Origin of the sequence: Desulfovibrio sp. ZJ746, from assembly GCF_011039155.1 — a bacterium.
GTDB lineage: Bacteria > Desulfobacterota > Desulfovibrionia > Desulfovibrionales > Desulfovibrionaceae > Desulfovibrio.
On the sequence record NZ_JAAKEK010000002.1, the window covers coordinates 83,165 to 109,446 of the forward strand.

The window sequence follows — 26,282 nt, forward strand, 5'->3', positions numbered from 1 at the left end:
TCCCGCCCGCTCCTAGACCAGGAGCATCTCGTCCAGCGCCGCGCCCGCGGGCACGATGGGATAGACATTCTCCTCCCGCTCCACACGCACGTCCACAAAGGCGGGATTGGGCGTGGAGAGGGCCTTTTCCAGCTCGGGCAAGAGATCACAGGCGCGCTCGATGCGGTAGCCCTCGGCGCCGTAGGCCTCGGCGAGGCGCACGAAGTCGGGCTGCGCCTCCATGTTGGTGGAGCTGTAGTTGCCAGCGTAGAAGAGTTCCTGCCACTGGCGCACCATGCCGAGGTGCCGGTTGTTGAGGATGATGACCTTGACCGGCAGCTTGTTGGCCACGGCCGTGGCGAGCTCCTGGATGTTCATCTGCAGCGAGCCGTCGCCGGCCACGGCGATGACCATCTTGTCCGGCAGGGCGAGCTGCGCGCCGATGGCCGCGGGGAAGCCGTAGCCCATGGTGCCGAGGCCGCCGCTCGTGAGCAGGGTGCGGGGCTTGGTGAACTCGTAATACTGCGCCGCCCACATCTGGTGCTGCCCCACCTCGGTGGCGATGATGGCGTCGCCGCGCGTGAGCTCGCGCAGGGCCTCGATGACCTCCTGCGGCTTGATGGCGCCGTCGGCCGAGGGCTCGTAGGAAAGCGGCTTGCTCTTCTTCCACGAGGCCACGTCCTTGAGCCACAGGGCGTGCTGCGTGGCCCAGTCCTTCTCGGCATACTTGCTTTCGCAGATGTCGAGGATGCCCGCGAGCGCCAGCTTGCAGTCGCCCACCACCGGGATGTCCACATCCACGTTCTTGCGGATGGAGGTGGGGTCGATGTCGATATGCACGATGCGCGCCTTGGGCGCGAAGGCCGCGATCTTGCCGGTCACGCGGTCGTCGAAGCGGGCGCCCGCGCAGACGACGAGGTCGGCGTTGTTGATGGCGAGGTTGGCGGCATAGGTGCCGTGCATGCCCACCATGCCGAGGAAGAGCTCGTCGGTGGCCGGGAAGGCCCCGAGCCCCATGAGCGTGGCCGTCACCGGGATGCGCAGCTTGCGCGCGAGGGCCGTGGCCTCGGAAGCGGCGTCGGCCATGACCACGCCGCCGCCGCAGAGCAGCACCGGCCGCTGCGATTCGGCGATGAGCTCGGCCGCGCGCCTGAGCTGGTTCGCGTTGGGCTTGTAGGTCGGGTTGTAGCTGCGCATGGAGATGTCGTCCGGCCAGAGAAACTCGGCCGTGGCCTGCACGATGTCCTTGGGCAGGTCCACGAGCACCGGCCCCGGCCGGCCGCTGCGCGCGAGGTAGAAGGCCTGGCGGATGGTGCGCGCCAGCTTTTTCACGTCCTTGACGAGGAAGTTGTGCTTGGTGCACGGCCGCGTGATGCCCACGATGTCCACTTCCTGGAAGGCGTCGTTGCCGATGAGCTGGGTGGGCACCTGCCCGGTGATGACCACGAGCGGGATGGAATCCGCATAGGCCGTGGCGATGCCGGTCACGGTGTTGGTGGCGCCGGGCCCGGAGGTCACGAGGCAGCAGCCCACCTTGCCCGAGGCGCGGGCGTAGCCGTCGGCCGCGTGCACGGCGCCCTGCTCGTGCCGCGTCAGGATGTGGCGGATCTCGGGGTGGCGCGGCAGCTCGTCATAAATGTCGATGACCGCGCCGCCGGGGTAGCCGAAGAGGATGTCCACGCCCTCGCGTTTCAGGGATTCCAGGAGGATATAGGCGCCGGTGCGTTCCATGCAAGTGTCCTTATGGGGCGGATGTGCTGTAGCTCTCCGGCCCGGGGCGTTCCCCGCGGGGGCGCGCCATGGGGGCAGGCGGCGCGAGCGCTGGTTGAGACGGGGCGAGCCCCGGCGGCCGCCAGGAGCCCGTGCCCCCGGCAGCGCGGCCGCAGGAGCGCCGGCCCCCGCCCGGGCCGGAAGGGGCGCCCCTTGCGGGCGCCCGCTAGCTATTTTCTTTTTTCAGGCGGTCGAGCATGTCCATGAGCTGGGTCTTGTTTTCCAGCTTCTGCTTCTTGAGCTGCTTCAGGGTCTGCTCCTCGGTGGGCGTGCGGAAGCTCTTGCCCTCGAGCTTTTCCACCTGCTTTTCATAGAGCACATGGTCGTCCCACAGGGATTTCAGCTCGGGGTCCTTGGGGGCGTACTTTTCCAGAAGGTCGAGTTCATGCTGGTCCATGACGGCTCTCCAGGGTTAGAAGGTGCGGCGCGGGGCGCGCCCGCGAAAAAACCGGGCCGCTGCTCCCTAGGGCAGGCCCGCGGCATACTGGGCCAGCGAGCGCACCACGATGCGGTTGCAGAGCTCGATGGCCAGCAGCACGATGATCGGCGAGAAGTCGAGCCCGCTCGAATAGGTGAAGGGCAGCCACTTGCGGACGCGGTAAAAGACAGGCTCGGTGAGCTGCCTCAGGATACGCACGATGGGATTGTACGGGTCGGGGCGCACCCACGTGATGAGCGCCGCGATGACGACGATCCAGAAATAGAGGTTGAGCAGGGTGCCGAGGACCATGGCCACCGCGCTCAGGGTATTGGCAAGAACGATCATGCGCGCTCCGAAGGCGTTTTCCCGGGCCGGGGTTTCTCCTCAAGGCCCAGCATCCGCGCCAGCGTGGGAAAATCCGGGGCAGTGAGGTCGCCTTCCACAAGGCCCCCGAAGCCCGCGAAGACCATGCCCGCGCCACGCGCGGCGAGACGGTCGTTTTCGCTGTCGCCCACAAAGAGCGCCTGGCCGGGCGCGGCGCCCCAGGCGCGGAGGATGAGTTCCGCGCCCTCGGGCGACGGCTTGGGCCGGGCGCATGACGCCGAGATTACCGGTTCAAAATAGGGAGGAAGGGAAAAAAAGTCCAGAACCCTCTCGATGCCCACGTCCGTGCGGTTGGTGTCGATGGCGAGGCGCGAGCCCTTCGCGTGCAGGGCCTCGATGAAGGGCCGAAAGCCGGGCATGAGCCGTATCAGGGGCAACACCGTGCGGCCGTAGTCCACCCGGTTCACGGCGTCCAGGATCTCGCCGTGCCGCGCCTCGGGCACCATGCGCCTGAGCGCCTCCATGGCCGTCGCCATGAAAGCGTAGCTCTCCTCTTCCGGGCCCATGGCGGGGAGCCCCATCACGGCGAGCACGCCGTTGTAAAAGGCCCGGTTGGCCTCGCGCGAGTCGATCATCACGCCGTCGCAGTCAAAGACCACGCCGGCGAGCCCCTGCGGGAAGATCTCCGGGGCGATACTGGGGAAACTCATGGGCGCCCCCACGTGATCCAGACGCGAAGTTCCGCCTGCCCCCCGGGCCGCTGCCGGCCGAGCGCGCGCCAGAGCGGCGCCTCAGCGGCCACCACGCGGGCCGCGTCTTCCGGGGCGCAGCCGAGCCGTTCGCCCCATTCGGGGGCCGGCCGGAAGTCGAGCCTGTCGAGCAGTTCCTCGCGCATGGGGCCTTCCACAAAGAAGACGGCCTCCCCGGAAACGAACACGGCCGCGCTGGCCACGGCCGGCCGCCACGGCGGCACGAGGCCGGCATGGAGCGCGAGCGCCGGCTCCCCGGCGGCTTCCTCCCCGCGGGCGGAAGCCTCCTCGCCGAAGCCCCGCGCGAGACGGCCGAGCCCGCGCGCGCAGCCCGCGGCGAGGGACGCGAGCTCGGCGAGCCTTTCTTCCTGGAGCCAGAGCCAGAGCAGGAGCTTTTGCGCCTGTTCGGCGGCGATACGGGCTGGCACGGGCGCTCCGGCCTTGTGGCGCGGGCTCCTGCCCTCCCCGGGGCTTTCCGCAAAGGCCGCGAGGTCGGCCATCTCGCCGAGCTCGCGGGCGCGCCGCTCCTGCTGCGCCCTGTCGGCCGCGTCCCGGGCGCCTTCAAGATCGCGCGCGTCAAGGCTCCCGAAGGCCGCGAGCAGGGCCGCGGCTTCGGCGTGGCCGAAGGGATAGCCGTCGGGCGCGTGCCAGCCCGGGGGCACTTCCCCGCCGGGCGGCCTGTGCCCGGGCCACAGCCTGAGCGCCCCCGGCGCCCCGGGCATGCCGGCGGCAGCCTGATCCAGCCCTTCCGGGAGCGGGCCGCGCAAGAAGGGCAGCCGGATGCAGAGCGGGTCGGTCATGAAAATTTCTCTCCCGGGAAGGGGCATAATGATTCCTTAATAAATTCTGCCGGGAGGAGGACGATACGCGCCCGGGCGCCCGAGCGCAACGGGGAATTTGCCGGCCCCACCCCACCCCCGCGCCATATTTACGGGCAGGGGATTTTCGCGTACTGTCGGGGCCGAACTCCCATCGCCGGAAGGCGCGGCCTTGCCGCCGCAAAGCCGGCGCAGCCAAGGAATACCCGATGAAGGACGAAGTCAGCAGCCGCATGAAGCGCGGCCTGGAAAAGGCTCCCCACCGTTCCCTGCTCTACGCGCTTGGCCTGACGCGCGAAGAGATGGACCGCCCCTTCGTGGGCATCGTCAACGCCGCGAGCGAGATCGTGCCCGGGCACCTGCACCTCGGGGCGCTGGCCGACGCGGTCAAGGCCGGAGTGCGTCTCGCGGGCGGCACGCCGCTGGAATTTCCGGCCATCGCGGTCTGCGACGGCATCGCCATGAACCACGAGGGCATGCGCTTTTCGCTGCCCTCGCGCGAATTCATCGCCGATTCCATCGAGATCATGGCCCGCGCCCACGCCTTCGACGCCCTCGTCTTCATCCCCAACTGCGACAAGACCGTGCCCGGCATGCTCATGGCCATGCTGCGCCTCAACCTGCCCTCCATCCTCATTTCCGGCGGCCCCATGCTGCCCGGCAACCTCGCGCCGGGCAAGCGCGGCGACCTCATCACCGTGTTCGAGGCCGTGGGCAAGGTGCGCGCGGGCGAGCTCGACGAGGAGGGACTCGAGGTCATGACCGAGCGCGCCTGCCCGGGCTGCGGCGCCTGCGCGGGCATGTTCACGGCCAATTCCATGAACTGCCTCGCCGAGACCATCGGCGTGGCGCTGCCCGGCAACGGCACCATCCCGGCCGTGAGCGCGGCGCGCATCCGCCTCGCCAAGACCGCGGGCATGAAGGTCATGGAGCTCTTGCAGAACGACATCCGCCCGCGCGACATCGTGACGCCCGACGCCGTGGCCAACGCCGTGGCCGTGGACATGGCCCTCGGCTGTTCCACCAATACCGTGCTGCACCTTCCGGCCGTCTTCGGCGAGGCCGGCCTCGACATGGGCCTCGAGGTCTTCGACGAGGTGAGTCGCAAGAGCCCCAACCTCTGCAAACTCTCGCCCGCGGGCAAGCACTTCATGGTGGACCTCGACAACGCGGGCGGCATCCCGGCGGTCATGAGCGAGCTCGACAAGCTCGGCCTCATCCATGAAAACTGCATGACCGTCACCGGCAAGACCGTGGGCGAAAACCTGCGCGAGCGCCATGCCCGCATCCTCGACGAGGAGGTCATCCACACCGTGGACAAGGCCTATTCGGCCGAGGGCGGCATCGCCATCCTGCGCGGCAATCTGGCGCCACAGGGGGCCGTGGTCAAGCAGTCGGCCGTGGCGCCGGAGATGATGCGCCGCGAGGTCACGGCGCGCGTCTTCGACTCCGAGGAGGACGCCATGCACGCCATCCTCGACGGCAAGATCAAGGCCGGCGACGCCGTGGTCATCCGTTATGAGGGCCCGCGCGGCGGCCCGGGCATGCGCGAGATGCTCTCGCCCACCGCGGCCATCACCGGCATGGGCCTTGGCAAGGACGTGGCCCTGCTCACGGACGGCCGCTTCTCCGGCGGCACCAACGGCGCGGCCATCGGCCACATCTCGCCCGAGGCGGCGGACGGGGGCCCCATCGCGCTCGTGCGCGAGGGCGATGTCATCAGCATCGACATCCCGGGCCGCAAGCTCGAGCTTCTGGTGGACGAGGCGGAGCTTGCGCGACGCCGCGAAGAGCTCAGGCATCCTGAAAAGAAGAGCCCCTACCCGGTGCTCAGGCGCTACGCGGGCCTCGTGAGCTCGGCGGCCACGGGCGGCCGCTACAAGGAAATCTGAGCGCTGGCCTGGCCATGCAGGAGAGCGTGCGCTACCCGGCGCCGGGCTGCATAGTGGAATACCTGGAGGGCAATGCCGTCCAGATAGCCATGGTGATGGAGGAGGCCGGCGGCAAGCTGCGCCTCTTCCTGCCCAATCGCCGCGAGACCCGGCTCACCTCGGCGCGCGTGCTGCCGTGGCTCGGGCCGCTCCACGAGGGTACCACCGGCAAGGACGAGATGGCGCGCCTGCTCGAGGCCCACAAGGCCCGGCGCGAGCAACTGGCGAGCGCCGTGCCGGTGGGAGAGCTCTGGGAGCTCGCGCAGGGCGAGGTGGAGGCCGCGCCGGCGCGATGGTTTGCCGAGCTCATGGAGACGGCCCCGGGCCCGGACGAGGTGGCGGCCTACGGCCGCGCGCTCCTCGCCTGCAAGAGCCATTTCCGCTTCCAGCCGCCGGATTTCCAGGTCTATGACGCCGAAACGGTGGAGCGGCGGCTTGCCGAGCAAAAGGCCCGGGAGGAGCGCGAGGCACTCGTGGCCGGCGGCGCGGCCTTTTTGCGCCTGCTCTGGGAAGTGGCCAGCGGCCGCAAGGCGCTTTCGCCGCAGGGGGAAGGCGCGTATGCCGCCGAGGGCGTGCCGTGGCCCGCGCCGGAAGTGGCGGACCGGCTCAAGGCCCTTTTGCGGGCGCGCATGATCGACCCGGAGACGCAGGAGGACGACGCCCTGTGGCGCCTGCTCGCCAAGGGCCTGCCGGACGTGCCGCATTTGCCGCTCCAGTTGCTCATGGCCTGGGGCGAGCTTCCGCCGCACCACGATTTCTGGCTCGACCGCGCGGGCTATGACGCCGGCGACACGTGGTGGCAGCCCTTCGCCCCTGAGGTGGCGCAGCTCGCGGCCGGCGCCGGGCAGGAGCTCCCGGCCTGCGATCTCCCCTTCATCAGCATCGACAGCGCCAGCACGCGCGACGTGGACGACGCCTTTTATGTGGAGGAAAGGCCCGGCGGCTGGCACGTGACCGTGGCCCTCGCCTGCCCTGCGGCCTCGTGGCCCTTCGGCTCCGCGCTCGACAAGGCGGTGCTGCACCGCGCGACGAGCATCTACCTCCCCGAGGGCGACTGCCACATGCTGCCCGAGCGCCTGGGCACGGATGCGTGGTCGCTCCGGGCCGGGGAGGAACGGCCGGCCTTTTGTGTGCGCGCGGCCGTGGACAGCGACGGCACCGTGGGCGAATGCCGGTTCTTCGCGGCCCGGGCGCGCCTTGCGGCGAACCTCGCCTATCCCGACGCCCAGGCCGTGCTGGACGGCGTCGCGGAGGCGGACAATCCCGCCACGCCGCACGCCGCGCAACTGCGCATGGGCCTCGCCCTGGCCCGCGCCCGGCAGGCCGCGCGCATAGCCGCCGGCGCCGTGATCATGGAGCGGCCCGAGCCCCAGCTCGCCCTCGAGGGCGAGGGGTGGGACACCACGGTGCGCCTTTTTTGCCCCAAGCCCGCGGCGGACGCGCAGCTGCTCGTGCAGGAGCTCATGATCCTCGCAAGCGCGGCGCTTGCCGAGTGGGGCGCCGCCAACCATGTGCCCCTGTTGCACCGCACGCAGGATGTGGCCGTGCCGCGCGAATACGCGGGCATCTGGACGGAGCCTGCCGACATGGCCCGCATCCTGCGCGCGCTCATCCCCTCCACGCTGGAGGTCGCGCCCAGGCCGCACGCGGCCCTCGCGCTTTCGCGCTACGCGCCCGTGACCTCGCCGCTCAGGCGTTACCCGGACCTTGTCAACGAGGCCCAGGCCCTGCACATGCTCGCCACGGGCACGCCCCGCTGGGACGCGGAAGCCCTCGCCACCCTGCTCGACCAAGTCTCGCCCGCTCTCGAGGGCGCCTCGCAGGTGCAGCGCTTCCGGCCGAGATACTGGAAATTGCTCTATTTCCGCCAGCAGGGCGACAAGGTGTGGTGGCCGGCCGTCATCACCGAGGAAAACGAGGCCTTCGCCACCGTGACCCTGCCGGAACAGGGCCTCATCGTGCGCGGGCGGCGCAAGCTCTTTGACGAACGCGCGGCGCCGGGGATGCGCGTCATGGTGCGCCTCGGCAAGGTGCAGCCGCTCTACAACGAGATCCAGATTCTTGAGGTTGCCCCGGCGGACGAGGAGATGCCCGTCGCCTGAGCCGCCAGTCCACCCGCCCCCCTGAAGGAGGACGCCATGCTCGTCAAAGCCTGCTGGATACTGTTCGCCTATGTGCTCGGCTCCGTGCCCTGGGGCGTGGTCATCGCCAAGACCTTCTGCGGCATCGACCCGCGCAAGGACGGAAGCAAAAGCACCGGCGCCACCAATGTGTCGCGGCTTTGCGGCTTCGGCTACGGCGTGGCCACGCTCGCCTGCGACGTGCTCAAGGGCGCGGTGCCGGTGTGGGTCGCGCTCAGGTTCATCAGCCCCGCGCCGCACTTCGTGAGCCTCGTGGCCGTGGCCGCGGTGCTCGGGCATGTGTTTTCCTGCTTCATGCGCCTCAGGGGCGGCAAGGCCGTGGCCACGAGCATCGGCGTCTTTTTGCCGCTGGCCTTCTGGCCCCTGCTCGGCTCCTGCGCGCTGTGCATGCTCGTCATCTGGCGCAGCGGCTTCGTGTCCCTGGGCTCGCTCTCCCTGCTCGCGTCGCTCCCGGTGTTCCTCGCCTTCGCGGGCGCGTGGCAGTGGCTGCCCCTCTCCCTCTGCCTTTGCGTCATCGTGTTCGTGAAGCACCGGGAGAATATCGGCCGCCTGCGCGCGGGCACGGAAAAGCCCTGGCTCAAGGGCAAGGCCGGGCGCTGAGGGCACCGGGGGCTCCCCGCCGCTCGACAAAGGCGCGGCCGCGGGCTACAACTGCCCTGCCGCGCCAACCGCGCGTGAAGGAGCCCCCCATGACCGACACTTTCCCCGCCTGGCGCGGACGCCTCGAATATGTCTGCCTTGACTGCGGCGCCCGCTATCCCGCGGACGAACTGCTCTACACCTGCCCCCGCTGCGGTGGCGTTTTCCTTTTGCGGGATCTCGATTTCGACGAGCTGAAAAAACGCCCCGGCGCGGAATGGCGCGCCACCTTCGACGCCCGCGCCGCCACCCGCGTGACGGCCCTGCGCGGCATCTTCCGCTTTTATGAACTGCTCGCACCGGTGCTCGACGAGGAGGACATCGTCTACCTCGGCGAGGGCCAGACCCCGCTGGTGGACGCGGCCCCGCGCTTCCAGGCGGAGGTGGGCTGCAACTTCGCCTTCAAGAACGACGGCCAGAACCCCAGCGCCTCCTTCAAGGACCGCGGCATGGCCTGCGCCTTCAGCTACCTCAAGTGGCTCTGCCGGCGCCATGACTGGGACGAAGTGCTCACGGTCTGCGCCTCCACGGGCGACACCTCGGCCGCGGCCGCCCTCTACGCCGCCTATGTGGGGCCGCCGCTCACCTCGGTGGTGCTGCTCCCGCACGGGCGCGTCACCCCGCAGCAGCTTTCGCAGCCCCTCGGCAGCGGCGCCATCGTGCTGGAGCTCCCCGGCGTGTTCGACGACTGCATGAAGGTGGTGGAGATCCTCGCGGAGCATTACCGCGTGGCGCTCCTCAACTCCAAGAACAGCTGGCGCATCCTCGGGCAAGAGAGTTACGCCTGCGAGGTGGCGCAGCGCTACGGCTGGGACGTGTCCGGCCTCTGCCTTTTCGTGCCCGTGGGCAATGCGGGCAACATCACGGCCATCATGTCGGGCCTGCTCAAGCTGCGCGAGCTTGGTATCATCACGAGCCTCCCGCGCATCTTCGGCGTCCAGTCCGAACACGCCGACCCGGTGTGGCGCTATTACGCCGCGCCCGAGGCCGAGCGCGTCTGGAAGCCCGTGGATGTCCAGCCCAGCGTGGCGCAGGCGGCCATGATCGGCAATCCCGTGTCCTTCCCGCGGGTGCGCGCGCTGGCCACGCGCTATGCCGACGCCTTCGGCGCGGGCTCCGACCGCGCCTTCCAGGTGGTGCGCGTCACCGAGCAGGAAATCATGGACGCCATGATAGCGGCCAACCGGCATGGCCATATCGCCTGCACCCAGGGCGGCGAATGCCTCGCGGGCCTGCGCGTGGCGCTCGCCGAAGGGCTGGTGGGCAAGGACGAACGCGCGGTGCTCGATTCCACGGCGCACAGCCTCAAGTTCGCGGGCTTCCAGGACATGTATTTCAACAACGGCTTTCCGCCGGAATACGGCGTCACGCCCGACCCTGCGCTCGCCAACCGGCCCGAGCTTTTGCTTCAGCCCAGGGAGCGCGAGGGCCGCGATGTGGCCAGCTTCGCGCGCCTCGGCGCCGAGGCCGTGGCCAGGCGCCTCGGCCTGCGTCCGCGTGATTAAGGAGCAAACACCATGACCCTGCAAGAACTCTTCGCCGTTCCCGCGCCCGAGACGCGCATCCCCATGCCCTATGTCATCGCCGAGGCCGGCGTGAACCACGAGGGCAAAATGGACATCGCCAGGCGCCTCATCGACGAGGCCGCCGAGGGCGGCGCCAACGCCATCAAGTTCCAGACCTACAAGGCCGAGACACTCGCCTCGAAGGATTCCCCCGCCTACTGGGACACGAGCAAGGAGCCCACGCAGAGCCAGTACGAGCTCTTCAAGCGCCACGACTCCTTCTGGAAAAACGAGTTCCAGGCCCTGAAGAAGCACTGCGACGCGGCCGGCATCGCCTTCCTCTCCACGCCCTTTGACGTGGAGTCGGCGCGCTTCCTGAACGACCTCATGGACGTGTTCAAGATCTCCTCGTCCGACATCACCAACAAGCCCTTTATTGAAATCCTCTGCGGCTACGGCAAGCCCATCCTGCTCTCCACGGGCGCGGCGCACCTGCACGAGATCGCCGAGGCCGTGGAGTGGATAGAAGCCAAGGGCAACAAGCTCGCCCTGCTCCACTGCGTGCTCAACTACCCCACGGCGGACGAAAACGCGGCCCTCGGCATGATACCCGCGCTTCGGCGCATCTTCCCGGGCCATGCCATCGGCTATTCGGACCACACCCTGCCGAAGGACATGCACACCCTCGAGATCGCCACCCTGCTCGGCGCGCGCGTGCTGGAAAAGCATTTCAGCCACGACAAGACCCTGCCCGGCAACGACCACTACCACGCCATGGACAAGGACGACCTCAAGCTCTTTTTCCGGCGCATGCGCGCGACCCTCGCCAGCGTGGGCGAAATTGGCGTCAGGGCGCTCCCGCAGGAGGAGCCGGCGCGAAAGCACGCCCGCCGCTCGCTGGTGACGGCCCGGGCCGTCCCGGCCGGCCACGCGCTCACGCCCGCCGACCTCACGTGGAAGCGCCCGGCCCACGGCATTTCGCCGCGCTGCTATGACGAGGTTGTGGGCATGGCGGCGCGGCGCGACCTTGCCGAAGACACGGTGCTCCAGTGGACGGATCTGGAACGGCCCTGACGGCGGAGGCGCCCCCGCACAAGCCCGAAGCCCCACGCCCGGCCTTCGGCGAGCTCGTCCTCGGGGCCATGCCCCGCGGAGCCGACCCGGCGCGTGTGCTGGCCGTGGGCCCTTCCTGCTTTGCGGGCCGCGAGGAATTCTTCCCGGACTGGGAAACCGCCTTCACCTTCGCGCCCGAGCCGCTGGCCGAGCACGCCGTCGCGCGCGAGGCCGCGCGTGCCGCCCAGGCGCTGGCCGCGGACGCCCTCCCGCGCCTGGCCCAGTGGGTCTCGCCCCATGCCGGGGAGCTCCCGGCCGCCTATTGGCAGACCCTGCTCGCCCCCTGGGCCGTGGACGTGGCGCGGCAGGTCATCGAGCGCCATGTGCGCGCCCGGGCCATGGTTGCGGCCTGGGGCGGCCTTGAGCTCCATGTGGGGCTGCTGCCCGCGGACATGGCCTTCCAATTCCAGGACGAGCATGACTTCACCCTGCGCGGCGCCCTCGGCACGGACTTCAACCACTGGCTCTTCTCGCGCCTTCTGGAGGCGGACTGGCCCCCCGCGTGGAAGCGGCACTTCCCCGAGGCCGGGGAAAGCACGGCGCAAGCCCCTGCGGACAAGGCCCCGGACGGGGCGGCCGGGCCGGCCGAGCCGCTCCTGCGGCACTGGCTCAGGCGCACGCTGCGCTCGCTCCTGCTCGGGCTGCCCTTCCCGCGGCTCAAGGGCATGACCCTGCCGCAGGCCCTGCGTTTTTCGCTGGCCCTCCTGCATCCCTGCCACGGGCCGGACCACAGCCTCGATCTCGAAACGGCCTTCGGCGGCGCGGCGGGAAAAGACACGCCCCTTATCCCGCCGCTGCCGCTGGACCCGCTGCCCCTTTTTCAAGCCGCCTGCCCGGCGAGCCTGCGCGCGCTCAGGCACCCGGCCGCCCTCCCGCGCACCTCGCGGCCCCGGCTGCGCGTGGCCACCATCCTCGCCTATGAGGACGCGGCCTACCGTGAGCGGCTGGCGCGCTGGCGCGGGCGCGGCCACCGGCTCGCCTTCGCCCAGCACGGCGGCAACTACGGCATGGAGGCCGTGGCCTGCGAAACGGCCTTCGTGGAATACAGCCAGGATGTGTTCTTCACCTGGGGCTGGACGCGCCACGGCGAGGCGCGGGGCAACTTCGTGCCCTTACCCTCGCCGCAGCTCGCGCGGCTGGAAAACGCGTGGCACGGAGCGGCTGGGGAAGACCTGCTCTTCGTGGGCACGGAAATGGCGGCTTTCGCCTACAGGCTCGACTCCCACCCCACCCCCCTGCAACTGGTGGAATACCGCGAAGACAAGGAATGGTTCTTCGAGGCGCTGGGGCGCGAGCTGCAATCGCGCACCCTCTACCGGCCGTATTTTCCCCTGCCGGGCTCGCTCGAGGACGCGGCGTGGCTGTTGCCGCGCATGCCGAGGCTCAAGCTCTGCACCGGGCCGCTTCTGCCGCACCTGCTCGGCTGCCGGCTGCTCGTGCTGGACCATCACGGCACGTCGCTGCTGGAGGCCATGGCCGCCAACGTGCCCATGGTGCTCTACTGGAACCGCGCCCACTGGCCCCTCACCCCCGAGGGCGACGCCCTGCTGGACGAGCTCGCGGCCGCGGGCATCTGGTTCCCCACAGCGGAGGAAGCCGCCGTGCAGGCGCGGCGCGTCTGGCCGGCAGCCGCCTCGTGGTGGCAGAGCCCGGACATCCAGGCCGCGCGGCGGCGTTTCTGTGACGCGCAGGCCCGGCTTTCCCATGGCAAGGAAGTTCCCCTCTGGACGCAAACGCTGAAGGCGCTATGAACACCCTCTCCCGCCTGTGGCACAGGATGCGCGCGGCCCTCGGGCCGTCCCCGAAACTCCTTCCCCTGCTGGCGCTCGCGCTGGTTCTCGCCGCAGCCCCCGCATCTGCCCCGGCCCCGGCGCTCGCCGCCGCCAAGCCAAGCCCGGCCCCCAAGGCGGCGCCGGACGCGGCCCGGGATCTCACCGCCGCGCAGGCCGCGCTCGACAAGGGCGACTATGCCGCGGTCATCGGGCTGCTCTCGCCGCTCGCGGAAGCGGGCAATGCGGAGGCGCTTTACGTGCTCGGGCGGCTGCGCCTCGAGGGCAAGGGCGTGAAAAAGAACGAAGCACGCGCCGCCCAGCTCTTCAACCAGGCGGCGGAAAAGGGCGACATCAGCGCCCAGAACGCGTGGGCCACGGCGCTCGCCCGCGGCCAGGGCACGCGCCGCAATTATCTCGAGGCGGCGCGCTGGTTCCGCAAGGCCGCGGAGCAGGGGCTCGCCGAGGCGCAGTACAATCTCGGCTATCTCTACGCCCACGGCCGCGGCGTGAAGAAGGACGAGAACGCCGCCCTCGACTGGTACGGCCGCGCCGCCAACCAGGGCCTCGCCGACGCCCAGTATTCCCTCGGCTGGACCTACCTCAATGCCAAGGGCGACAACCAGAGCGACACCAAGGCCGCGCACTGGTTCGCCAAGGCCGCCGAGCAGGATCACCTGAAAGCGCAGAACAACCTCGCCTTCATGTACGCCGAGGGCCGAGGCTTCGCGCGGGACCCGGCCCGGGCCGTGCAGTGGTACACGCGCGCGGCCGAGCGCGGCTCGCCCGAGGCGCAATACAATCTCGGCTTCATGTACGAGCAGGGGCGCGGCGTGCCGCAGGACTACGCCAAGGCCGTGGAATGGTACCGCAAGGCCGCGGAGCAAAACGAGGCCGCCGCCCAGTTCAGCCTCGGGCTCATGTATGACCAGGGCACCGGCGTGGAGCGCAACCTCACCGAAGCGACCCGCTGGTACCGCCTCGCCGCGCGCAACGGCGACCCGGACGCCAAGGCAGTCCTCCGCGCGCAGAGCGCGGCGGCGGCGCCCGTGGTCAAGAGCGCGCCCAAGGGCAAGGAAAAGACGGCCCCACGCGCCAAGGAGGGCGGCAAGAGCCGCGATACCGGGAAGCCATAGCGGGGAATGGCCGGGTGAAAAGATCCCGGACACCCGGGCCCACCCTCTGCGCCCGCAAGACCGGCCTGCGGGTGGCGCCCCCGCGGGCGCCACTTCCGGCGCACTGCGGGGCGTCAAGCGATTTTCCGTTCATGCGGCGCATGGCCTGTTTTTTTCAAACTGGCTTTCACCCTTTCCGTTCCCGCGCGGCGCCTTTTTCCTGTTCGCGCCCGCATGTGCGCGCCATTGGCGGCACGCCATGCCGCCACGTCCCTCCAGGTTGCGGTATCTGGCTTTCTTTACTGGCGAGCCCGGTATCGCTGCACACCGCAGGGACAAAAGGGCGGCCACGAAAAAAGGCTCACGGAATTTCCGTGAGCCCTTAAATTAATCACTGGAGCCAGCTAAGAGACTTGAACTCTTGACCTGCTGATTACGAATCAGCTGCTCTACCAACTGAGCTAAGCTGGCGTGGCGTGAGCGTGTACCGGGCACTTGTGGCAAAAAACCGGCGCGCTGTCAAGTTTGCTCCCGCAGGCGGCGCAGCGCGGGGCCGGTTCAGGGGGTCACGGGCTTGCGGCTGCGCACCATGGGCTTGCCGAGGCGCAATTCCTCGGCGATGCGCATCACTTCCTCGGCGCGCGCCGCATCGCCGCGCAACAGCACCAGCACCACATAGAGCTTGCCCTCGCGCTGCATGCGCGTGCGCAGGCCGCGCCCCTCGAGGCGCTGGCGCAGGCTGTCCACGCTCTCCTCGTCGCGGAAGGCGCCCACCTGGAACACATAGTCCTGCATGGGGGTGGCAGGCGCGGCCACCGGCGCCACGGGCTGCGCCGTTGCCGCCTCGGGGGCCGCGGCTAAAGGAGCCGCGCCCGGCATGGGCGCCACAGGTTGCCCCGGGGAAGGCGTTGTCGCCTCTGCCGGCGCCTGGGCGACAGGGGCGGGGCTTTGCGCGGCCAGGCGCGGTGGCGCCGGCGGCGCTTCCGGCGCGCCGTCCTCATTGCGCAGGGCGCGGGCAAAGCGCAGTTCTTCCGGGGAGAGGATGCCCGGGCCTTCCTGCGGAGGGGCTGCAGGCGCGCCCTTCGGGCTGGCCGGCGGCACGTCCGCGGACGCTGTCCGGCCCGCTTCCAGAGAGGCGAGGCGCCGCTCGGCGCTCGCCGAGGCGCGCCCGGTCATGACGCCCCCCACATAGGCGAGCGCGATGGCCGCCACGCCCAGAAAGGCCAGCGCCAGGAGCGACGAAAAGCGCAGCCGCAAAAAGGGCGCCCTGCCGGAGCCTTGGGCCGCGCTTCGGCCAGCGCTTCGTGAAGAACTTGAGGGCATCCCCGTCTCGCGTGTTCCGCTAAAGGCTGCTCACAGGCCCGGGGCGCGTGAGCCCCGCTCCGGCAAGCCGAGAAATTGCGGGCCAAGCATAGCAGCCGCCGCCGGCGGCGTAAAGCGGGCGCCCCCGGGCTACGCCCCGGCTTGACAGCCTTCCCCCGGCCTCTGGTACACTTGCGCCAAACGCGCTTTGGGAGCCTGCCATGTTCGTCTTGTCCCGCGTCCTGCTGCCCCTGCTGATCCTCGCCCTCCTCCCTGCCCTGCCCCGCGCGGCGAGCGCCGCCGCCGAGCTCAGCATCGGCAACCAGACCCGGCAGGACATGCTCAATATCCGCTTCCGCACCGGGCCCAGGGTCTTCTTCCTGCGGCTCGACATGGCGCCCGGCCAGCGCGCCGAGGTGGAGAACCCCGGCGGCGTGGCCGACATGCGGGTGGACACGGGCCTCGAGCTCTGGGCCTTCCCCGCGGTGCCCGTGGGCGAGGCGCGGGGCATGACCTTTTGCGGCGACCACACGGCCTGCATGATCCTCGACCTCAAGGACGGCATCTCGCGCCATGTGAACGGCAAGGTGCAGGAGCTCGTGCCGCGGCCCGGCAGCCGCCCGGTGTGCGAGCTTTCGCAGTTCCGGCCGGGCATGACCATGAACGATGTCTGCTCCCTGCTGAGCATGGACGCCCCGCGCGACGACAACGACGCCATCCTCGAGGGTCTGGGCTTCGCCGGCCAGCTCTGGGCCGCGCGGCTCATCCCCGGGGCGGCGGAGCCGGAGCCCACCGATGCGGCGGCCATGGGCCACGAATATCTGGAGCATCTGGAATTGCGGCGCCCCTTGGAACAGGCCACGCTCGAGCGGTTGCTGGCCGTGCTCTACGGCCAGGGCATGACGCCGTGGCAGGCGGAATTTCCCGGGCTGGACATCAATTTTACCGAAATGCCCGACCTCACGGTGGAGCAGAAGCGCGAGCTGCTGGACCAGACCCTGCAGCGCTTCCTCAAGGCCGGCCGCGGCGAGGCCAGCTTCATGCTCGCCCCGGCGGCGGAGCTCCCCGCCCTGACCGAGGCCGACGCCCCGCGCTCGGACGTGCAGATCTTCACCATCACCCTCAGGCCCGACTCGGGCACCTTGCTCGTGGACCTCGCGGCCTACAGGGGGAGCAGCCCCCGCTGAGCCGCCTAGCGCCGCGCCCGCTTGGCCTCACGCATCCGGCGCAGCCAGTCATACCACGCCTCCATGCCGCTGCCGTCGCGCGCCGAGACCTCGAAGACGGCGAGGTCCCTGTTGAGGCGCGTGGCGTGGGCGCGGGCGCGCGCCGTGTCAAAGTCCACATGCGGCAGCAGGTCCATCTTGTTGAGCAGCATGGCTTTGGCCAGGTTGAAGAGCAGGGGGTATTTCTCCGGCTTGTCGTCGCCCTCGGCCACGCTGAGGATGGCCACCTTGGCGTCCTCGCCGCAGTCGAATTCCACCGGGCAGACGAGGTTACCCACATTCTCGATGAAGAGGATGTCAAGGCCCGCCAGGTCGAGCCGCTCCATGGCCGAGAGCACGAGGTTGCTGTTGAGGTGGCAGCCGCCCTCGGTGTTGATCTGCACGGCCTGGGCGCCGGTGGCGGCCACGCGGCGGGCGTCGTTGTCGGTCTGGAGGTCGCCCTCGATGACCGCCATGCGGAATTCGCCGCCAAGGTCGCGCAGGGTGCGCTCCAGAAGGGTCGTCTTGCCGGCGCCCGGCGAGCTGATGAGGTTGAGCGCGAGGATGCCGCGCGAAGCCAGTTCGCGGCGCACCTCGGCCGCCATCTTGTCGTTGGCTTCCAGAACATTGCGGACAACGGGGATCTGCATCACGCCCTCCCTGGGCTCCCATATGGGCTCGGCGGCTCGGCCGCCCGGTTCAACTGGCTTCCACCTCGCGCAGGAGAAGCTCCTTCCCCTGCTCCACCACATGCCCGGCCACCTCGCCGCAGCCGGGGCACGGCGTAAAGCGCGCCTCCTGCCCTTCGCCCCCGAACACCGTGCCGCAAAACACGCAGCGCAGCCGAAGCGGCAGGCAGACGAGCTCAAGTACCGCGCCCTCGTGCGCGGTGCCGCGCGTGAGCGCCTCGAAGCAGAGCTCGAGCGCTTCGGGCATGACGCCCGCGAGCGCGCCGTACTCCACGCGGACGCGCATGAGCCGCGTGCAGCCCTGGGCGGCCGCCGTCTCTTCGGCGAGCTCAAGCAGGCTCATGGCGACGGACATTTCGTGCATGCGCGAGGCTAGCCCATTCGCCGGGCCGCGTAAAGGCCGCGCGTAACAAATTCGTATCTTTCGTGCCACCGGCCCGCAGGCACACTCCCCGGGGAGGAGCCCGGGGCGGCAATCTTGCTATTTGGGGCGAATAATGTACATTTCTGCCATGCGACAGCCCCGATACCTCGGCGTCTACAGCGAGCGGCCCAATGCGGGCGCGGAGGCTCGCGGCAGATCCGGCCGCAGGCCGCGCTTCTTCGTCTGGGAGCTCTCCCCGGCCGACTACGCCATCCAGGAGCTGGACGGCGCGCTGGAGCCCAATTCCCGCGTGCGGCTCATCAGCGCCGGGCGCCTCCAGAGCGGCTACCAGCTCGAGCCGTCCATCCTCGTGGCGCCCATCACGCTGCCGGACATCGCCAATGCCGAGCGCGTGCCGGAAACGCCCGAGACCGCGGCGCCGCGCAAGGCGGCGGAGCTCAATGACGACACCCTGCGCGAGCTCGAGATCGCCCGCCGCGCCAAGCAGATAGAGAACGACCTGCGCGGCAGCTTCCGCAAGGCCATCCGCGGCCTTTCGCGCCCACGCGAGCGCGAGGCCGCCCTCGAGGCGCTGGCGCAGATCGCCGAGACCATCGACGGCATCGTGCCCGCGCACAAGCATATGTTCCGCGATTTCGGAGTCACCCTGCGCAAGAAGGATCTGCCCGAGATCGCCCTGCGCTGCGGGCTGCGCGTCCTGGAGCTCTCGCCCGACGACGACCACGGGCATTTCAACCTCGCGCGCATCCTCTGCGCGCTGGGCGTCTGGGACAAGGCGGCCGCCCACGTGGAACGGGCCATGCGCCTCGATGGCGCGGAGCCGGTGTACCCGCGCCTGCTCGCCCACATCCGCAAGGAGAGCCGGCGCCCGGGGCGCACCGCGGCGCCCGATAAACAGTAAGCGGCCCGAAACCTGCTCTGGCCATCCGCGGCGGCACGCCCGCGGAGAACGAGGAGCCTCACGGCATGAACAAGACCATTTTTTTCCTGATCCTGGCGGTCTGCATCCTGGGCATGGCGCTTATCCTGCTCAACCAGCGCCTCGGGCGCGCGCCCGAGCCCCGGCCCACGGCCCGCGCCGAGCAGAGCGTGGTGGCCGACGCCCCCATGACCGAGCCGGCCCCGGAATATCCCGTGCCCACGCCCTCGCGGGCGCCGAGCCCTGAGGAGGACGCGCCGCGTGCGCCCGCGGCCCTGCCGGAAGCCGTGGAGCGCGCGGCCGAAAGCGAGCGCGAGGCCGCCGCGGCCGCCGCCGCGGCTCTCGCCGTGGAGCAGAAGGAAGCGGACGCGGCCCTGCACGGTACCACCCCGGCGCCCACGCCCCCGGCCATGCCGACCCCGACCGCTGTTGCCCCGGCCCCGCAGGCGCAGCCCAAGGCTGCGGCCCCGGCTCCGAAGGAAACGGCACAACGCCCCGCCGCCGAGACAGCGCGCCAGCCCGCGCAGGAGCGCGCCACCGCTGCCGCCCCGGCCAAGAAGGCCCCCGCGCAAGAGAAGGCCACAGGCCCGCGCACCATCACGCGCTTTGTGGTCTTTGCCCGTGACAACGGGGCCACGGTGCGCCTCACGGGCAATGGCCCCCTGCGCTACAAAAGCATGAATCTCCAAAATCCCGACCGCGTGGTTCTCGACCTCGAGGGCGACTGGGAGGTCAAGGCCCCGGCCGTGCCCAAGAATCCGCTGGTGAGCGCCGTGCGCGTGGGCGACCTCGACGGGCGAACCCGCATCGTCATCGACCTCAAGGGCAAGCCGCGCACCGCCCGCGTCATCCCGGCCAAGACGGGCGACGGCGTGGACGTGCGCGTGGACCAGTAGCCGGCCTTAATACCTACCGAGTCCGCAACATAAAGGGGAGACGGGGCATTGCCCGCCTCCCCTTTCCATTTCCGGGCACAATCCTTCAATTTTTCAGCCAACGGCGCAGGAATTCGCCGGCGCTCTTGCCCTCGTCCACATGGCGCAAGAGCGCGCTCCCGAAGACCGCCGCATCCGGCCGCGCCTCGGGCGGTAGTGCCTCAAGCTGCTCCGGGCGGCTCAGGCCGAAGCCCAGGGCCAGCGGCAGCCTGCTCGCCCGGCGCGCGCGGCTCATGGTGGCGGCCACGCGCGGCGCCAGGGCCGCGCGCTCGCCCGTGACGCCCATGACCGACACCACATAGACATAGCCCTCGCCGTCGCCGGCGCAGGCCGCCATCTGCGCCTCGCTGGTGTTGGGCCCGACCAGCGGGATGAGCGCGATGCCGGATGCCGCCAGCACCGCGCGCACCGGCGCGGCCTCCTCATGCGGGAGGTCGGGAATGATGCAGCCCGAGATGCCCGCCCGGGCCGCGTCCCTGGCGAGGCGCTCGAGCCCGTAGCTCAGGAAGGGGTTGAGATAGCCCATGAGCACGAGGCCCGCGTCGCCCGAGCGCGGTTTGGCGCGGCCCTCGCGCCGGGCCGCCAGTTCTTCCAGCAGGCCGGAAAGGTGGAAACCCGCCTCGAGCACGCGCCGGGAGGCCTCCTCCACCACCGGGCCGTCGGCCACCGGGTCGGAGAAGGGCACGCCGATCTCGATGATGTCCGCGCCGCCCGCGTCCAGCTCGTCAAAGGCCGTCCAGAAGCGCTCCCTGTCCGGGAAATGGGCCGTGAGGAAGGGGATGAGCGCCGGGCGCCCCTTGGCGTTGGCCTCCCGTATCTTTGCTTCAAGCGTGTGCATGGTTGTTCTCCCGCGCGGCCAGGGCCGCCTCGATGATGTCCATATCCTTGTCTCCCCGGCCCGAAAGGTTGACCACCACGTGGTCGCCGGCCTTGAATTCCCCGGCATGCCCCAAAACCCACGCGAGCGCGTGGGAGGATTCCAGCGCGGGCAGGATGCCCTCGGCCCGGCAGAGCCGCCCGAGCGCGTCCAGCGCCTCGCCGTCGGTGACGATCTCGTAGCGGGCGCGGCCGGTCTCGCGCAAATAGGCGTGCTCCGGGCCCACGCCGGGATAGTCCAGCCCGGCGGAAATGGAGCCCGAGGGCTCGATCTGGCCGTCCTCGGTCTGGAGCAGGAGCGAGCGGCTGCCGTGGAGCACGCCCGGGCGCCCGAGATTGAGCGAGGCGCAGTTGAGGCAGCCCGGCTCGCCGCTGCCGCCGGCCTCCACGCCGATGATGGCGACCTCAGCATCTTCCACAAAGGGATGGAACATGCCGATGGCGTTGGAGCCGCCGCCCACGCAGGCCACCACGGCCGTGGGCAGGCGCCCGGTGAGCTCCAGCATGCGGGCGCGCGTCTCGCGGCCGATGACGCTCTGGAACTCGCGCACGAGCAGGGGGAAGGGATGCGGCCCCGCGGCCGTGCCGAAGCAGTAGTGCGTGTCCTCCTGCCGGGCGATCCACACCCTGAGCGCGGCGTTGATGGCGTCCTTGAGGGTGCGGCTGCCGCTCTCCACGGCGTGCACCTCGGCGCCCAAAAGCCGCATGCGGCGCACATTGGCCGACTGGCGCTCCACATCCTCGGCGCCCATGTAGACCGCGCACTCAAGGCCCAGGCGCGCGGCCGCCGCGGCCGTTGCCACGCCGTGCTGGCCGGCGCCGGTCTCGGCCACCAGGGCGCGCTTGCCCATGCGCTTGGCGAGCAGCGCCTGCCCCAGCGTATTGTTGATCTTGTGCGCGCCGGTGTGCAGCAGGTCCTCGCGCTTGAGCCAGAGGTCGAAGCCGAGCTCGCGGGAGAGCGTCGGGCAATGCGTCAGCGGCGTTTCGCGGCCGGCATAGTCGCTAAGCAGGGTGCCCAGTTCTTCCTGAAAGGCGGGCGTGGGCATGATGTCGCGCATGGCCGCTTCCACCTCCTGAAGCGGCGGCACGAGCAGCTCGGGCACGAAGCGGCCCCCGAATTCTCCAAAATAGCCGTTCCTCATATATGCTCTCCAGAGGCCCCGGAGGCGGCGGCCAGGGCGGCCGCCAGCAGTTCCGGGGATTTTTTGCCCGGCGCTTCCTCCACGCCGGAATTGAAGTCAAGGCCGTCGGGGCCGCAGGCCGCCACGGCGGACGCCACATTGAGGGGCGAGAGGCCGCCCGCAAGGAGCCAGGGACGGGGCGGACGCAAGCCCGCGAGGCGCCCCCAGTCCTGTGGCCGGCCGCTGCCCCCGCCCCCGCGCCCGGCCTCGAGCAGGAACCAGGCGCAGGCCGGGGCATGGGCCTCCATGTCGGCCATAAGCTCAGCGCGCGAGGCATAGCGCTCGGGCCAGAGGACGCGGATGACGCGGGAGGGCCCGATGCGCTCCGCCGAGGCGCGGTCCTGCCCGCCGTGAAGCTGGGCGTAATCCAGCCGGGCCTCTTCCATGATGGCGAGGATCTCCTCCGCCCCTTGCTCCACGAAAACGCCCACGCGCGCCATGCCGGCCGTGCCGATGGCGGCGGCCGCCTGCGGCGTGAGATGGCGCGGGCTCGCGGGGTGGAAGATGAAGCCGCAGAAGGCAGCACCCAGGCGCGCGGCCGCGTCCGCATCCCGCTGGCGTGTCAAGCCGCAGACCTTAATCCGCATGCGCCTCCTCCCCCCCGAGCAGCCGCCCGAGGGCCGCGCCGGGCTCGCCGCCGGCCATGAGCGCCGTGCCCACGAGGGCCGCGGCATAGCCCGCGTCCGCCGCCTGTCGGAGATGCGCGAAGCTGTCCATGCCGCTCGCCGCGATCCAGCTTTCGCCGGAAAGCGGCGGGTGCTCGCGAATGAGCGTGAGCGGCGCGTCCCTGTCCACCTTGAGGCTGTCGAGGTCGCGCGCATTGACCTGGATGATGCGGGCGCCGCTCTCGCGGGCGAGGGCGACATCTTCCGCGTCGAACACTTCCACCACCGCGGCCATGCCGTGGCCCTCGGCCCGCTCGCGCAGGGCGCGGAGCACCGCCGGCTTTGGGGTGAGGCGCACGATGAGCAGGAGGGCCGAAGCCGGGGTCGCGGCCGTGGCCTCCACCTGCAAGGGGTCGAAGATGAAGTCCTTGCGCAACAGGGGCAGCCGCTGTGGGCCGGCAGCTTCGAGCGCCCGGGCCGCGCGCCCGAGGAAGCCGAGCTCCCCGTGGAACCATTCCTCTTCCGTGAGCACGGACATGGCCGCTGCGCCGGCCCCGGCATATTGCCGCGCCACATCCTCGACCGTGAGGTGCTCGCAGATGATTCCCTTCGAGGGGGAGGCCCGCTTGTATTCCGCCACCACGTTGAGCGGCCCCTGTGCCGGCCGCGCGGTGAGGGCGGCGGCAAAGTCGGGCCGCGGGCCGGCCCAGGCGACGGGCAATGCGCCCGCATCGGCGGCGCGGCGCAGGGCCGAGAGCTCCGCCGCCTTGGCCGCGCGGAAGCGCTCAAGCCGCATGGAGCACCTCCCGGCCGGCGCCCGCGCGCACGGCCTCCTTGGCGCGGGCCATGGCCTCGCCAAGGTCGAGCCCGTCCTCCAGCAGGTAGACGGCGAGGCCCACGTTGAGGGCCACCATGTCGAGCATGGCTTCGGGCCCGCGCCCGGCCAGCAGCTCCCTGAGGATGGCCACGGCCTCCTCGCGGTTCTGCACGGCGAGGTCGCGCGGGCGGCAGGTGTGGGCGAGGCCGAAATCCGCCGGGTCGAGCTTCAGCGGACGCACTTCGCCCCCTCGCAGCAGGGCCACGGTGGCCGGCCCCATGGGCGTCACCTCGTCGTAGCCGCCGGCCCCGCAGACAACAGCCCCGCAGCGCAGCGGCGTCTGGCGCAGGGTCTGCGCCACCAGTTCCACCAGTTCGGGCCGGGCCACGCCCATGAGCAGGTGGCTCGGCCGGGCCGGGTTGATCATGGGCCCCAGGATGTTGAAAAGCGTGCGCACGCCGAGCTCGCGCCGCAGGGGCCCGATATTCTTGAAGGCCGGGTGGAAGCGCGGCGCGAAGAGAAAGGCGAAGTTGCGGCGCGCCACGGAGTCGGCCACGGCCGCCGGGTCGGCGTCGAGGTCCACGCCCAGGGCCTCCAGCGCGTCGGCGCTGCCGCAGGTGGAGGAGACCGCGCGGTTGCCGTGCTTCACCACCCGGTAGCCCATGCCCGCCAGGGTGAGCGAGGCGGCGGTGGAGCAGTTGAAGGAATGGCGCCCGTCGCCGCCCGTGCCCACCACGTCGATGCAGGTGCCCCCGATGCCCTCCACCGCAACGGCGCGGGCCAGCGCCGCGCGCGAGGCGTGGGCCAGCTCCAGCGCGCTCTCGCCCTTCATGCGCAGCCCCATGAGCAGGCCTCCGGCCTGCGCTGCCGTGAGCCGGCCATCCATGAGGGCGGCGAAGGCCGAGGCCGCCATGTCGGCCGTGAGGTCTTCGCGCGCGGCCAGGCGGTCGAGGATGGCCGCCATGTCGGGCGGCGCGGCCTTGGCGGCCTCCAGCGTGCCCGGGAAGTTGGCGAGCAGCCGGTCGCCGTCGGGCGTCAGCACGGATTCGGGATGGAACTGCACGCCCACCCAGGGCCGGTCGCGGTAGCGCAGGGCCATGACCTCGCCCTCGGGGCCACGCGCCGTCACCTCCAGGCGCTCGGCCGCATCACCGGCCACGCGTACCACGAGGGAGTGGTACCGCCCCACGGTGAGCGGGTTCGGCAGGCCCTCAAAAAGGCCCTTGCCGTCATGCACGATGTCCGACTGCTTGCCGTGCATGACTTCGGGCGCAAGGGTGATCTCGGCGCCGGCATGCAGCCCCAGCAACTGGTGCCCGAGGCACACGCCGAGCACGGGCACCGCTGGCTCGCGGGCCTCAAGGCGGCGCAGGAATTCCGGGCAGAGGCCCGCGTTTTCCGGGCGCCCGGGCCCGGGCGAGATGCAGACCATCTCCAGGCGCGGGTCGTTCGCCATGTCCAGCAGGGCCGGGTCGTCGTTGGCCATGACCACGGGCGCGCGCCCGAGGCCGTAAAAGGCCTGAACGAGGTTGTAGGTGAAGGAGTCATAATTATCGATGAGCAGGAACATGGTCATCCTCCCCGCAGGCGAGCGCGGCGCGCATGATGGCAGACTTGTTGAGCACTTCCTTCCACTCCAGTTCAGGGTCGGAATCGTGCACGATGCCGCCCCCGGCCTGCCAGAAGAGCTGCCCGTCCCGCTGCCACATGCAGCGGATGGCGATGCCCATGTCGAGATTGACCTGGGCCGCCGCCTCCTCGGGCGTGGCGGCGTCCTTGTCCGCGCCGCCAAGGCCGATCCAGCCGATGCAGCCCGCGTAGGGGCCGCGCGGCTCGCCTTCCAGCTCGCGGATGATCTCCATGGCGCGGCGCTTGGGCGCGCCCGACACCGTGCCCGCCGGGAAGGCCGCCGCGAGCACGTCCACGGCGTCCGGCTTGCGGTCTCCCGCGTCGCCGGAGCTGCCGGCGGCGGCGCCGAGAACGGCGGTCACGCGGCTCGTGAGGTGCATGACATGGGAGAAGCGCTCCACCTCCATGAAGCGCTCCACCGCAACGCTGCCCGGGCGCGCCATGCGGCCGAGGTCGTTGCGGCCGAGGTCCACCAGCATCACATGCTCGGCGCGCTCCTTGGGGTCGGCGAGCAGTTCTGCGGCCATGGCCTCGTCCTCGGCGTCGGTGCGTCCTCGGCGGCGCGTGCCCGCGATGGGCGAGAGCGTGAGCTTGCCCGCCTCGCAGCGCACCATGACCTCCGGGGAGGAGCCGAAGAGCGTGATCCCGGGAAAGCGCATGCAGAACATGTAAGGCGAGGCGTTGAGCCGGCGCAGGCGGCGGTAGCAGTCAAAGGCGTCCCCCGCGAATGGCGTGGAGAAACGGTTGGACGGCACCACCTGGATGGCCTCGCCCTGGCGCAAGAGCTCGCGGATGCGGCGCACCATGGCCTTGTAGCGTTCCCCGCCGGCCATGGCGCCCGCGCCCGGCTCGAGCGTGGGCGCGCAGCCCGGCGCGTCGCGGCCGGAAGTGGGCTCGCGGTGTTCGCCGAGACTGACCTCGCAGAGCCGGTGATAGAGATGGTCGAACAGGAGCACCGTGCCCGGGAGCGCCAGGGCGCCTTCCGCCTCCTCGGGGGGCAGCGCCGGGGCCAGCGCCGGCTGGAAGAGCCCGGCCATGCCGAAGCCGAAATAGCCGTACAGGGCGCGGGTGATGGGCGGCAGGTCCTGCACCTGGCCGTCCTTGCCCTCGGGCGGCAGGATGCGGATGCGGCCGATGAGCGCGCGCAATCCCTCCACAAAGGGCGTGCCCTCGAGGTCGCGCAGCGGAGCGAAGCGCTCGTCGCGCACATCCAGCGCGAGGCGCCCCTCCCGGCAGGAGGCGATAAGCGCCATGTCGCAGCCAAGCACGCTGTAACGCCCCCAGCGGCCGTCCACCTCGGCGCTTTCCAGCAGGATGCCTTCGCCAGCGCCCACCATGCCGAGCCAGAGGCTGATGGGCGTGTCCATGTCCGCCGGGAGCCAGCGCGCCCGCTGGCGGATCGTCACCATGCCTTTCTCTGTATCCATGTTCCTTCTCCGGCGCGTGCCGCGCCCGCAAAGGGGAA

The 26,282-nt window shown here is 70.5% G+C and carries 24 protein-coding genes and 1 tRNA gene; 10 read left to right on the forward strand and 15 right to left on the reverse strand.

From position 1 onward, the window contains the following. Positions 1 to 12 precede the first annotated feature (12 nt). From ilvB to G7Y54_RS04685, 5 genes are all read right to left on the reverse strand, one after another. Positions 13 to 1,710 carry a biosynthetic-type acetolactate synthase large subunit gene (ilvB, locus tag G7Y54_RS04665; RefSeq protein WP_165078142.1) on the reverse strand — a complete coding sequence of 566 codons (1,698 nt, stop codon included), beginning with the start codon at positions 1,708 to 1,710 and terminating at the stop codon, positions 13 to 15. Positions 1,711 to 1,915: 205 nt separating this feature from the next. After that, positions 1,916 to 2,146, reverse strand: coding sequence for a DUF465 domain-containing protein (locus G7Y54_RS04670; RefSeq protein ID WP_165078143.1), 231 nt, complete (start codon positions 2,144 to 2,146; stop codon positions 1,916 to 1,918). 66 nt (positions 2,147 to 2,212) lie between these two features. Continuing rightward, positions 2,213 to 2,515 carry a YggT family protein gene (locus G7Y54_RS04675; protein WP_165078144.1) on the reverse strand — a complete coding sequence of 101 codons (303 nt, stop codon included), beginning with the start codon at positions 2,513 to 2,515 and terminating at the stop codon, positions 2,213 to 2,215. Beyond that, positions 2,512 to 3,204, reverse strand: a complete 693-nt coding sequence (locus G7Y54_RS04680; RefSeq protein WP_165078145.1) for an HAD family hydrolase — start codon at positions 3,202 to 3,204, stop codon at positions 2,512 to 2,514. Before G7Y54_RS04680 ends, G7Y54_RS04675 begins: the two co-directional genes overlap by 4 nt. Continuing rightward, complete coding sequence (locus tag G7Y54_RS04685; protein WP_165078146.1) at positions 3,201 to 4,043, reverse strand: hypothetical protein; 843 nt, start codon at positions 4,041 to 4,043, stop codon at positions 3,201 to 3,203. The genes G7Y54_RS04680 and G7Y54_RS04685 overlap by 4 nt, the downstream gene beginning before the upstream one ends. 227 nt (positions 4,044 to 4,270) lie before the next feature. On the opposite strand from G7Y54_RS04685, the gene ilvD reads away from it, so the two are divergent. The 7 genes from ilvD to G7Y54_RS04720 all read left to right on the forward strand — a co-directional run bounded on the left by ilvD (position 4,271) and on the right by G7Y54_RS04720 (position 14,295). Then, complete coding sequence (ilvD, locus tag G7Y54_RS04690; RefSeq protein ID WP_165078147.1) at positions 4,271 to 5,953, forward strand: dihydroxy-acid dehydratase; 1,683 nt, start codon at positions 4,271 to 4,273, stop codon at positions 5,951 to 5,953. Between the two features lie 14 nt (positions 5,954 to 5,967). Beyond that, the gene (locus G7Y54_RS04695; protein ID WP_165078148.1) at positions 5,968 to 8,094 is read left to right on the forward strand and encodes a ribonuclease catalytic domain-containing protein; all 2,127 of its coding nucleotides are present in this window, start codon (positions 5,968 to 5,970) and stop codon (positions 8,092 to 8,094) included. A gap of 36 nt (positions 8,095 to 8,130) precedes the next feature. After that, positions 8,131 to 8,733 carry a glycerol-3-phosphate 1-O-acyltransferase PlsY gene (gene plsY / locus G7Y54_RS04700; RefSeq protein ID WP_165078149.1) on the forward strand — a complete coding sequence of 201 codons (603 nt, stop codon included), beginning with the start codon at positions 8,131 to 8,133 and terminating at the stop codon, positions 8,731 to 8,733. A gap of 89 nt (positions 8,734 to 8,822) precedes the next feature. Next, positions 8,823 to 10,277, forward strand: coding sequence for a threonine synthase (thrC, locus tag G7Y54_RS04705; RefSeq protein WP_165078150.1), 1,455 nt, complete (start codon positions 8,823 to 8,825; stop codon positions 10,275 to 10,277). 12 nt (positions 10,278 to 10,289) lie between these two features. After that, positions 10,290 to 11,351 carry an N-acetylneuraminate synthase family protein gene (locus G7Y54_RS04710; protein ID WP_165078151.1) on the forward strand — a complete coding sequence of 354 codons (1,062 nt, stop codon included), beginning with the start codon at positions 10,290 to 10,292 and terminating at the stop codon, positions 11,349 to 11,351. Then, positions 11,327 to 13,141 (forward strand): LIC12162 family protein, encoded by a 1,815-nt coding sequence (locus G7Y54_RS04715; RefSeq protein WP_241159374.1) that lies wholly within the window; start codon positions 11,327 to 11,329, stop codon positions 13,139 to 13,141. Before G7Y54_RS04710 ends, G7Y54_RS04715 begins: the two co-directional genes overlap by 25 nt. After that, the gene (locus G7Y54_RS04720; protein WP_241159375.1) at positions 13,138 to 14,295 is read left to right on the forward strand and encodes an SEL1-like repeat protein; all 1,158 of its coding nucleotides are present in this window, start codon (positions 13,138 to 13,140) and stop codon (positions 14,293 to 14,295) included. The genes G7Y54_RS04715 and G7Y54_RS04720 overlap by 4 nt, the downstream gene beginning before the upstream one ends. A gap of 374 nt (positions 14,296 to 14,669) precedes the next feature. Here G7Y54_RS04720 and G7Y54_RS04725 read toward each other — a convergent pair. Together G7Y54_RS04725 and G7Y54_RS04730 are read right to left on the reverse strand one after the other, a co-directional pair. Then, positions 14,670 to 14,745: transfer RNA gene (locus G7Y54_RS04725), tRNA-Thr, on the reverse strand. 87 nt (positions 14,746 to 14,832) lie between these two features. Further along, positions 14,833 to 15,531, reverse strand: coding sequence for an SPOR domain-containing protein (locus G7Y54_RS04730; protein WP_241159376.1), 699 nt, complete (start codon positions 15,529 to 15,531; stop codon positions 14,833 to 14,835). A gap of 266 nt (positions 15,532 to 15,797) precedes the next feature. Here G7Y54_RS04730 and G7Y54_RS04735 point away from each other — a divergent pair, with 266 nt between their 5' ends. Further along, on the forward strand, positions 15,798 to 16,763 hold the full coding sequence (locus G7Y54_RS04735; protein ID WP_165078152.1) for a peptidoglycan glycosyltransferase: 966 nt from the start codon (positions 15,798 to 15,800) through the stop codon (positions 16,761 to 16,763). A gap of 5 nt (positions 16,764 to 16,768) precedes the next feature. On the opposite strand, the gene hypB is transcribed toward G7Y54_RS04735, so the two are convergent. Further along, on the reverse strand, positions 16,769 to 17,431 hold the full coding sequence (gene hypB, locus G7Y54_RS04740; protein WP_165078153.1) for a hydrogenase nickel incorporation protein HypB: 663 nt from the start codon (positions 17,429 to 17,431) through the stop codon (positions 16,769 to 16,771). Positions 17,432 to 17,480: 49 nt separating this feature from the next. Beyond that, positions 17,481 to 17,834 carry a hydrogenase maturation nickel metallochaperone HypA gene (locus G7Y54_RS04745; RefSeq protein WP_165078154.1) on the reverse strand — a complete coding sequence of 118 codons (354 nt, stop codon included), beginning with the start codon at positions 17,832 to 17,834 and terminating at the stop codon, positions 17,481 to 17,483. A gap of 148 nt (positions 17,835 to 17,982) precedes the next feature. Here G7Y54_RS04745 and G7Y54_RS04750 point away from each other — a divergent pair, with 148 nt between their 5' ends. After that, the gene (locus G7Y54_RS04750; RefSeq protein WP_165078155.1) at positions 17,983 to 18,756 is read left to right on the forward strand and encodes a tetratricopeptide repeat protein; all 774 of its coding nucleotides are present in this window, start codon (positions 17,983 to 17,985) and stop codon (positions 18,754 to 18,756) included. 65 nt (positions 18,757 to 18,821) lie between these two features. After that, positions 18,822 to 19,670 carry an AMIN domain-containing protein gene (locus G7Y54_RS04755; protein ID WP_165078156.1) on the forward strand — a complete coding sequence of 283 codons (849 nt, stop codon included), beginning with the start codon at positions 18,822 to 18,824 and terminating at the stop codon, positions 19,668 to 19,670. Positions 19,671 to 19,755: 85 nt separating this feature from the next. Here the strand turns inward: G7Y54_RS04755 and trpA are convergent, their stop codons facing one another. Genes trpA through G7Y54_RS04785 form a run of 6 tightly spaced genes read right to left on the reverse strand, consistent with a single transcriptional unit; the run spans position 19,756 to position 26,244 of the window. Next, a complete protein-coding gene (gene trpA, locus G7Y54_RS04760) occupies positions 19,756 to 20,547 on the reverse strand; it encodes a tryptophan synthase subunit alpha (protein WP_165078157.1) in 792 nt (263 codons plus the stop codon). Further along, positions 20,534 to 21,727: a tryptophan synthase subunit beta gene (gene trpB / locus G7Y54_RS04765; RefSeq protein WP_165078158.1), complete on the reverse strand. Its 1,194-nt coding sequence runs from the start codon at positions 21,725 to 21,727 to the stop codon at positions 20,534 to 20,536. Before trpB ends, trpA begins: the two co-directional genes overlap by 14 nt. Then, on the reverse strand, positions 21,724 to 22,353 hold the full coding sequence (locus G7Y54_RS04770) for a phosphoribosylanthranilate isomerase (protein WP_165078159.1): 630 nt from the start codon (positions 22,351 to 22,353) through the stop codon (positions 21,724 to 21,726). The genes trpB and G7Y54_RS04770 overlap by 4 nt, the downstream gene beginning before the upstream one ends. Further along, positions 22,343 to 23,167, reverse strand: a complete 825-nt coding sequence (locus tag G7Y54_RS04775; protein ID WP_165078160.1) for an indole-3-glycerol-phosphate synthase — start codon at positions 23,165 to 23,167, stop codon at positions 22,343 to 22,345. The genes G7Y54_RS04770 and G7Y54_RS04775 overlap by 11 nt, the downstream gene beginning before the upstream one ends. Continuing rightward, entirely contained in the window at positions 23,157 to 24,758 is a 1,602-nt protein-coding gene (trpD, locus tag G7Y54_RS04780) for an anthranilate phosphoribosyltransferase (RefSeq protein ID WP_165078161.1), read from the reverse strand. The genes G7Y54_RS04775 and trpD overlap by 11 nt, the downstream gene beginning before the upstream one ends. Continuing rightward, positions 24,739 to 26,244, reverse strand: a complete 1,506-nt coding sequence (locus G7Y54_RS04785; protein WP_206214900.1) for an anthranilate synthase component I family protein — start codon at positions 26,242 to 26,244, stop codon at positions 24,739 to 24,741. The genes trpD and G7Y54_RS04785 overlap by 20 nt, the downstream gene beginning before the upstream one ends. Positions 26,245 to 26,282 lie beyond the last annotated feature (38 nt).

Coding starts and splice junctions, on each gene's coding strand:
- ilvB (WP_165078142.1), bottom strand. CDS start 1,710: ATGGAACGCACCGGCGCCTATATCCTCCTGGAATCCCTGAAACGCGAG.
- G7Y54_RS04670 (WP_165078143.1), bottom strand. CDS start 2,146: ATGGACCAGCATGAACTCGACCTTCTGGAAAAGTACGCCCCCAAGGAC.
- G7Y54_RS04675 (WP_165078144.1), bottom strand. CDS start 2,515: ATGATCGTTCTTGCCAATACCCTGAGCGCGGTGGCCATGGTCCTCGGC.
- G7Y54_RS04680 (WP_165078145.1), bottom strand. CDS start 3,204: ATGAGTTTCCCCAGTATCGCCCCGGAGATCTTCCCGCAGGGGCTCGCC.
- G7Y54_RS04685 (WP_165078146.1), bottom strand. CDS start 4,043: ATGACCGACCCGCTCTGCATCCGGCTGCCCTTCTTGCGCGGCCCGCTC.
- ilvD (WP_165078147.1), top strand. CDS start 4,271: ATGAAGGACGAAGTCAGCAGCCGCATGAAGCGCGGCCTGGAAAAGGCT.
- G7Y54_RS04695 (WP_165078148.1), top strand. CDS start 5,968: ATGCAGGAGAGCGTGCGCTACCCGGCGCCGGGCTGCATAGTGGAATAC.
- plsY (WP_165078149.1), top strand. CDS start 8,131: ATGCTCGTCAAAGCCTGCTGGATACTGTTCGCCTATGTGCTCGGCTCC.
- thrC (WP_165078150.1), top strand. CDS start 8,823: ATGACCGACACTTTCCCCGCCTGGCGCGGACGCCTCGAATATGTCTGC.
- G7Y54_RS04710 (WP_165078151.1), top strand. CDS start 10,290: ATGACCCTGCAAGAACTCTTCGCCGTTCCCGCGCCCGAGACGCGCATC.
- G7Y54_RS04720 (WP_241159375.1), top strand. CDS start 13,138: ATGAACACCCTCTCCCGCCTGTGGCACAGGATGCGCGCGGCCCTCGGG.
- G7Y54_RS04735 (WP_165078152.1), top strand. CDS start 15,798: ATGTTCGTCTTGTCCCGCGTCCTGCTGCCCCTGCTGATCCTCGCCCTC.
- hypB (WP_165078153.1), bottom strand. CDS start 17,431: ATGCAGATCCCCGTTGTCCGCAATGTTCTGGAAGCCAACGACAAGATG.
- G7Y54_RS04745 (WP_165078154.1), bottom strand. CDS start 17,834: ATGCACGAAATGTCCGTCGCCATGAGCCTGCTTGAGCTCGCCGAAGAG.
- G7Y54_RS04750 (WP_165078155.1), top strand. CDS start 17,983: ATGCGACAGCCCCGATACCTCGGCGTCTACAGCGAGCGGCCCAATGCG.
- G7Y54_RS04755 (WP_165078156.1), top strand. CDS start 18,822: ATGAACAAGACCATTTTTTTCCTGATCCTGGCGGTCTGCATCCTGGGC.
- trpA (WP_165078157.1), bottom strand. CDS start 20,547: ATGCACACGCTTGAAGCAAAGATACGGGAGGCCAACGCCAAGGGGCGC.
- trpB (WP_165078158.1), bottom strand. CDS start 21,727: ATGAGGAACGGCTATTTTGGAGAATTCGGGGGCCGCTTCGTGCCCGAG.
- G7Y54_RS04770 (WP_165078159.1), bottom strand. CDS start 22,353: ATGCGGATTAAGGTCTGCGGCTTGACACGCCAGCGGGATGCGGACGCG.
- G7Y54_RS04775 (WP_165078160.1), bottom strand. CDS start 23,167: ATGCGGCTTGAGCGCTTCCGCGCGGCCAAGGCGGCGGAGCTCTCGGCC.
- trpD (WP_165078161.1), bottom strand. CDS start 24,758: ATGTTCCTGCTCATCGATAATTATGACTCCTTCACCTACAACCTCGTT.
- G7Y54_RS04785 (WP_206214900.1), bottom strand. CDS start 26,244: ATGGATACAGAGAAAGGCATGGTGACGATCCGCCAGCGGGCGCGCTGG.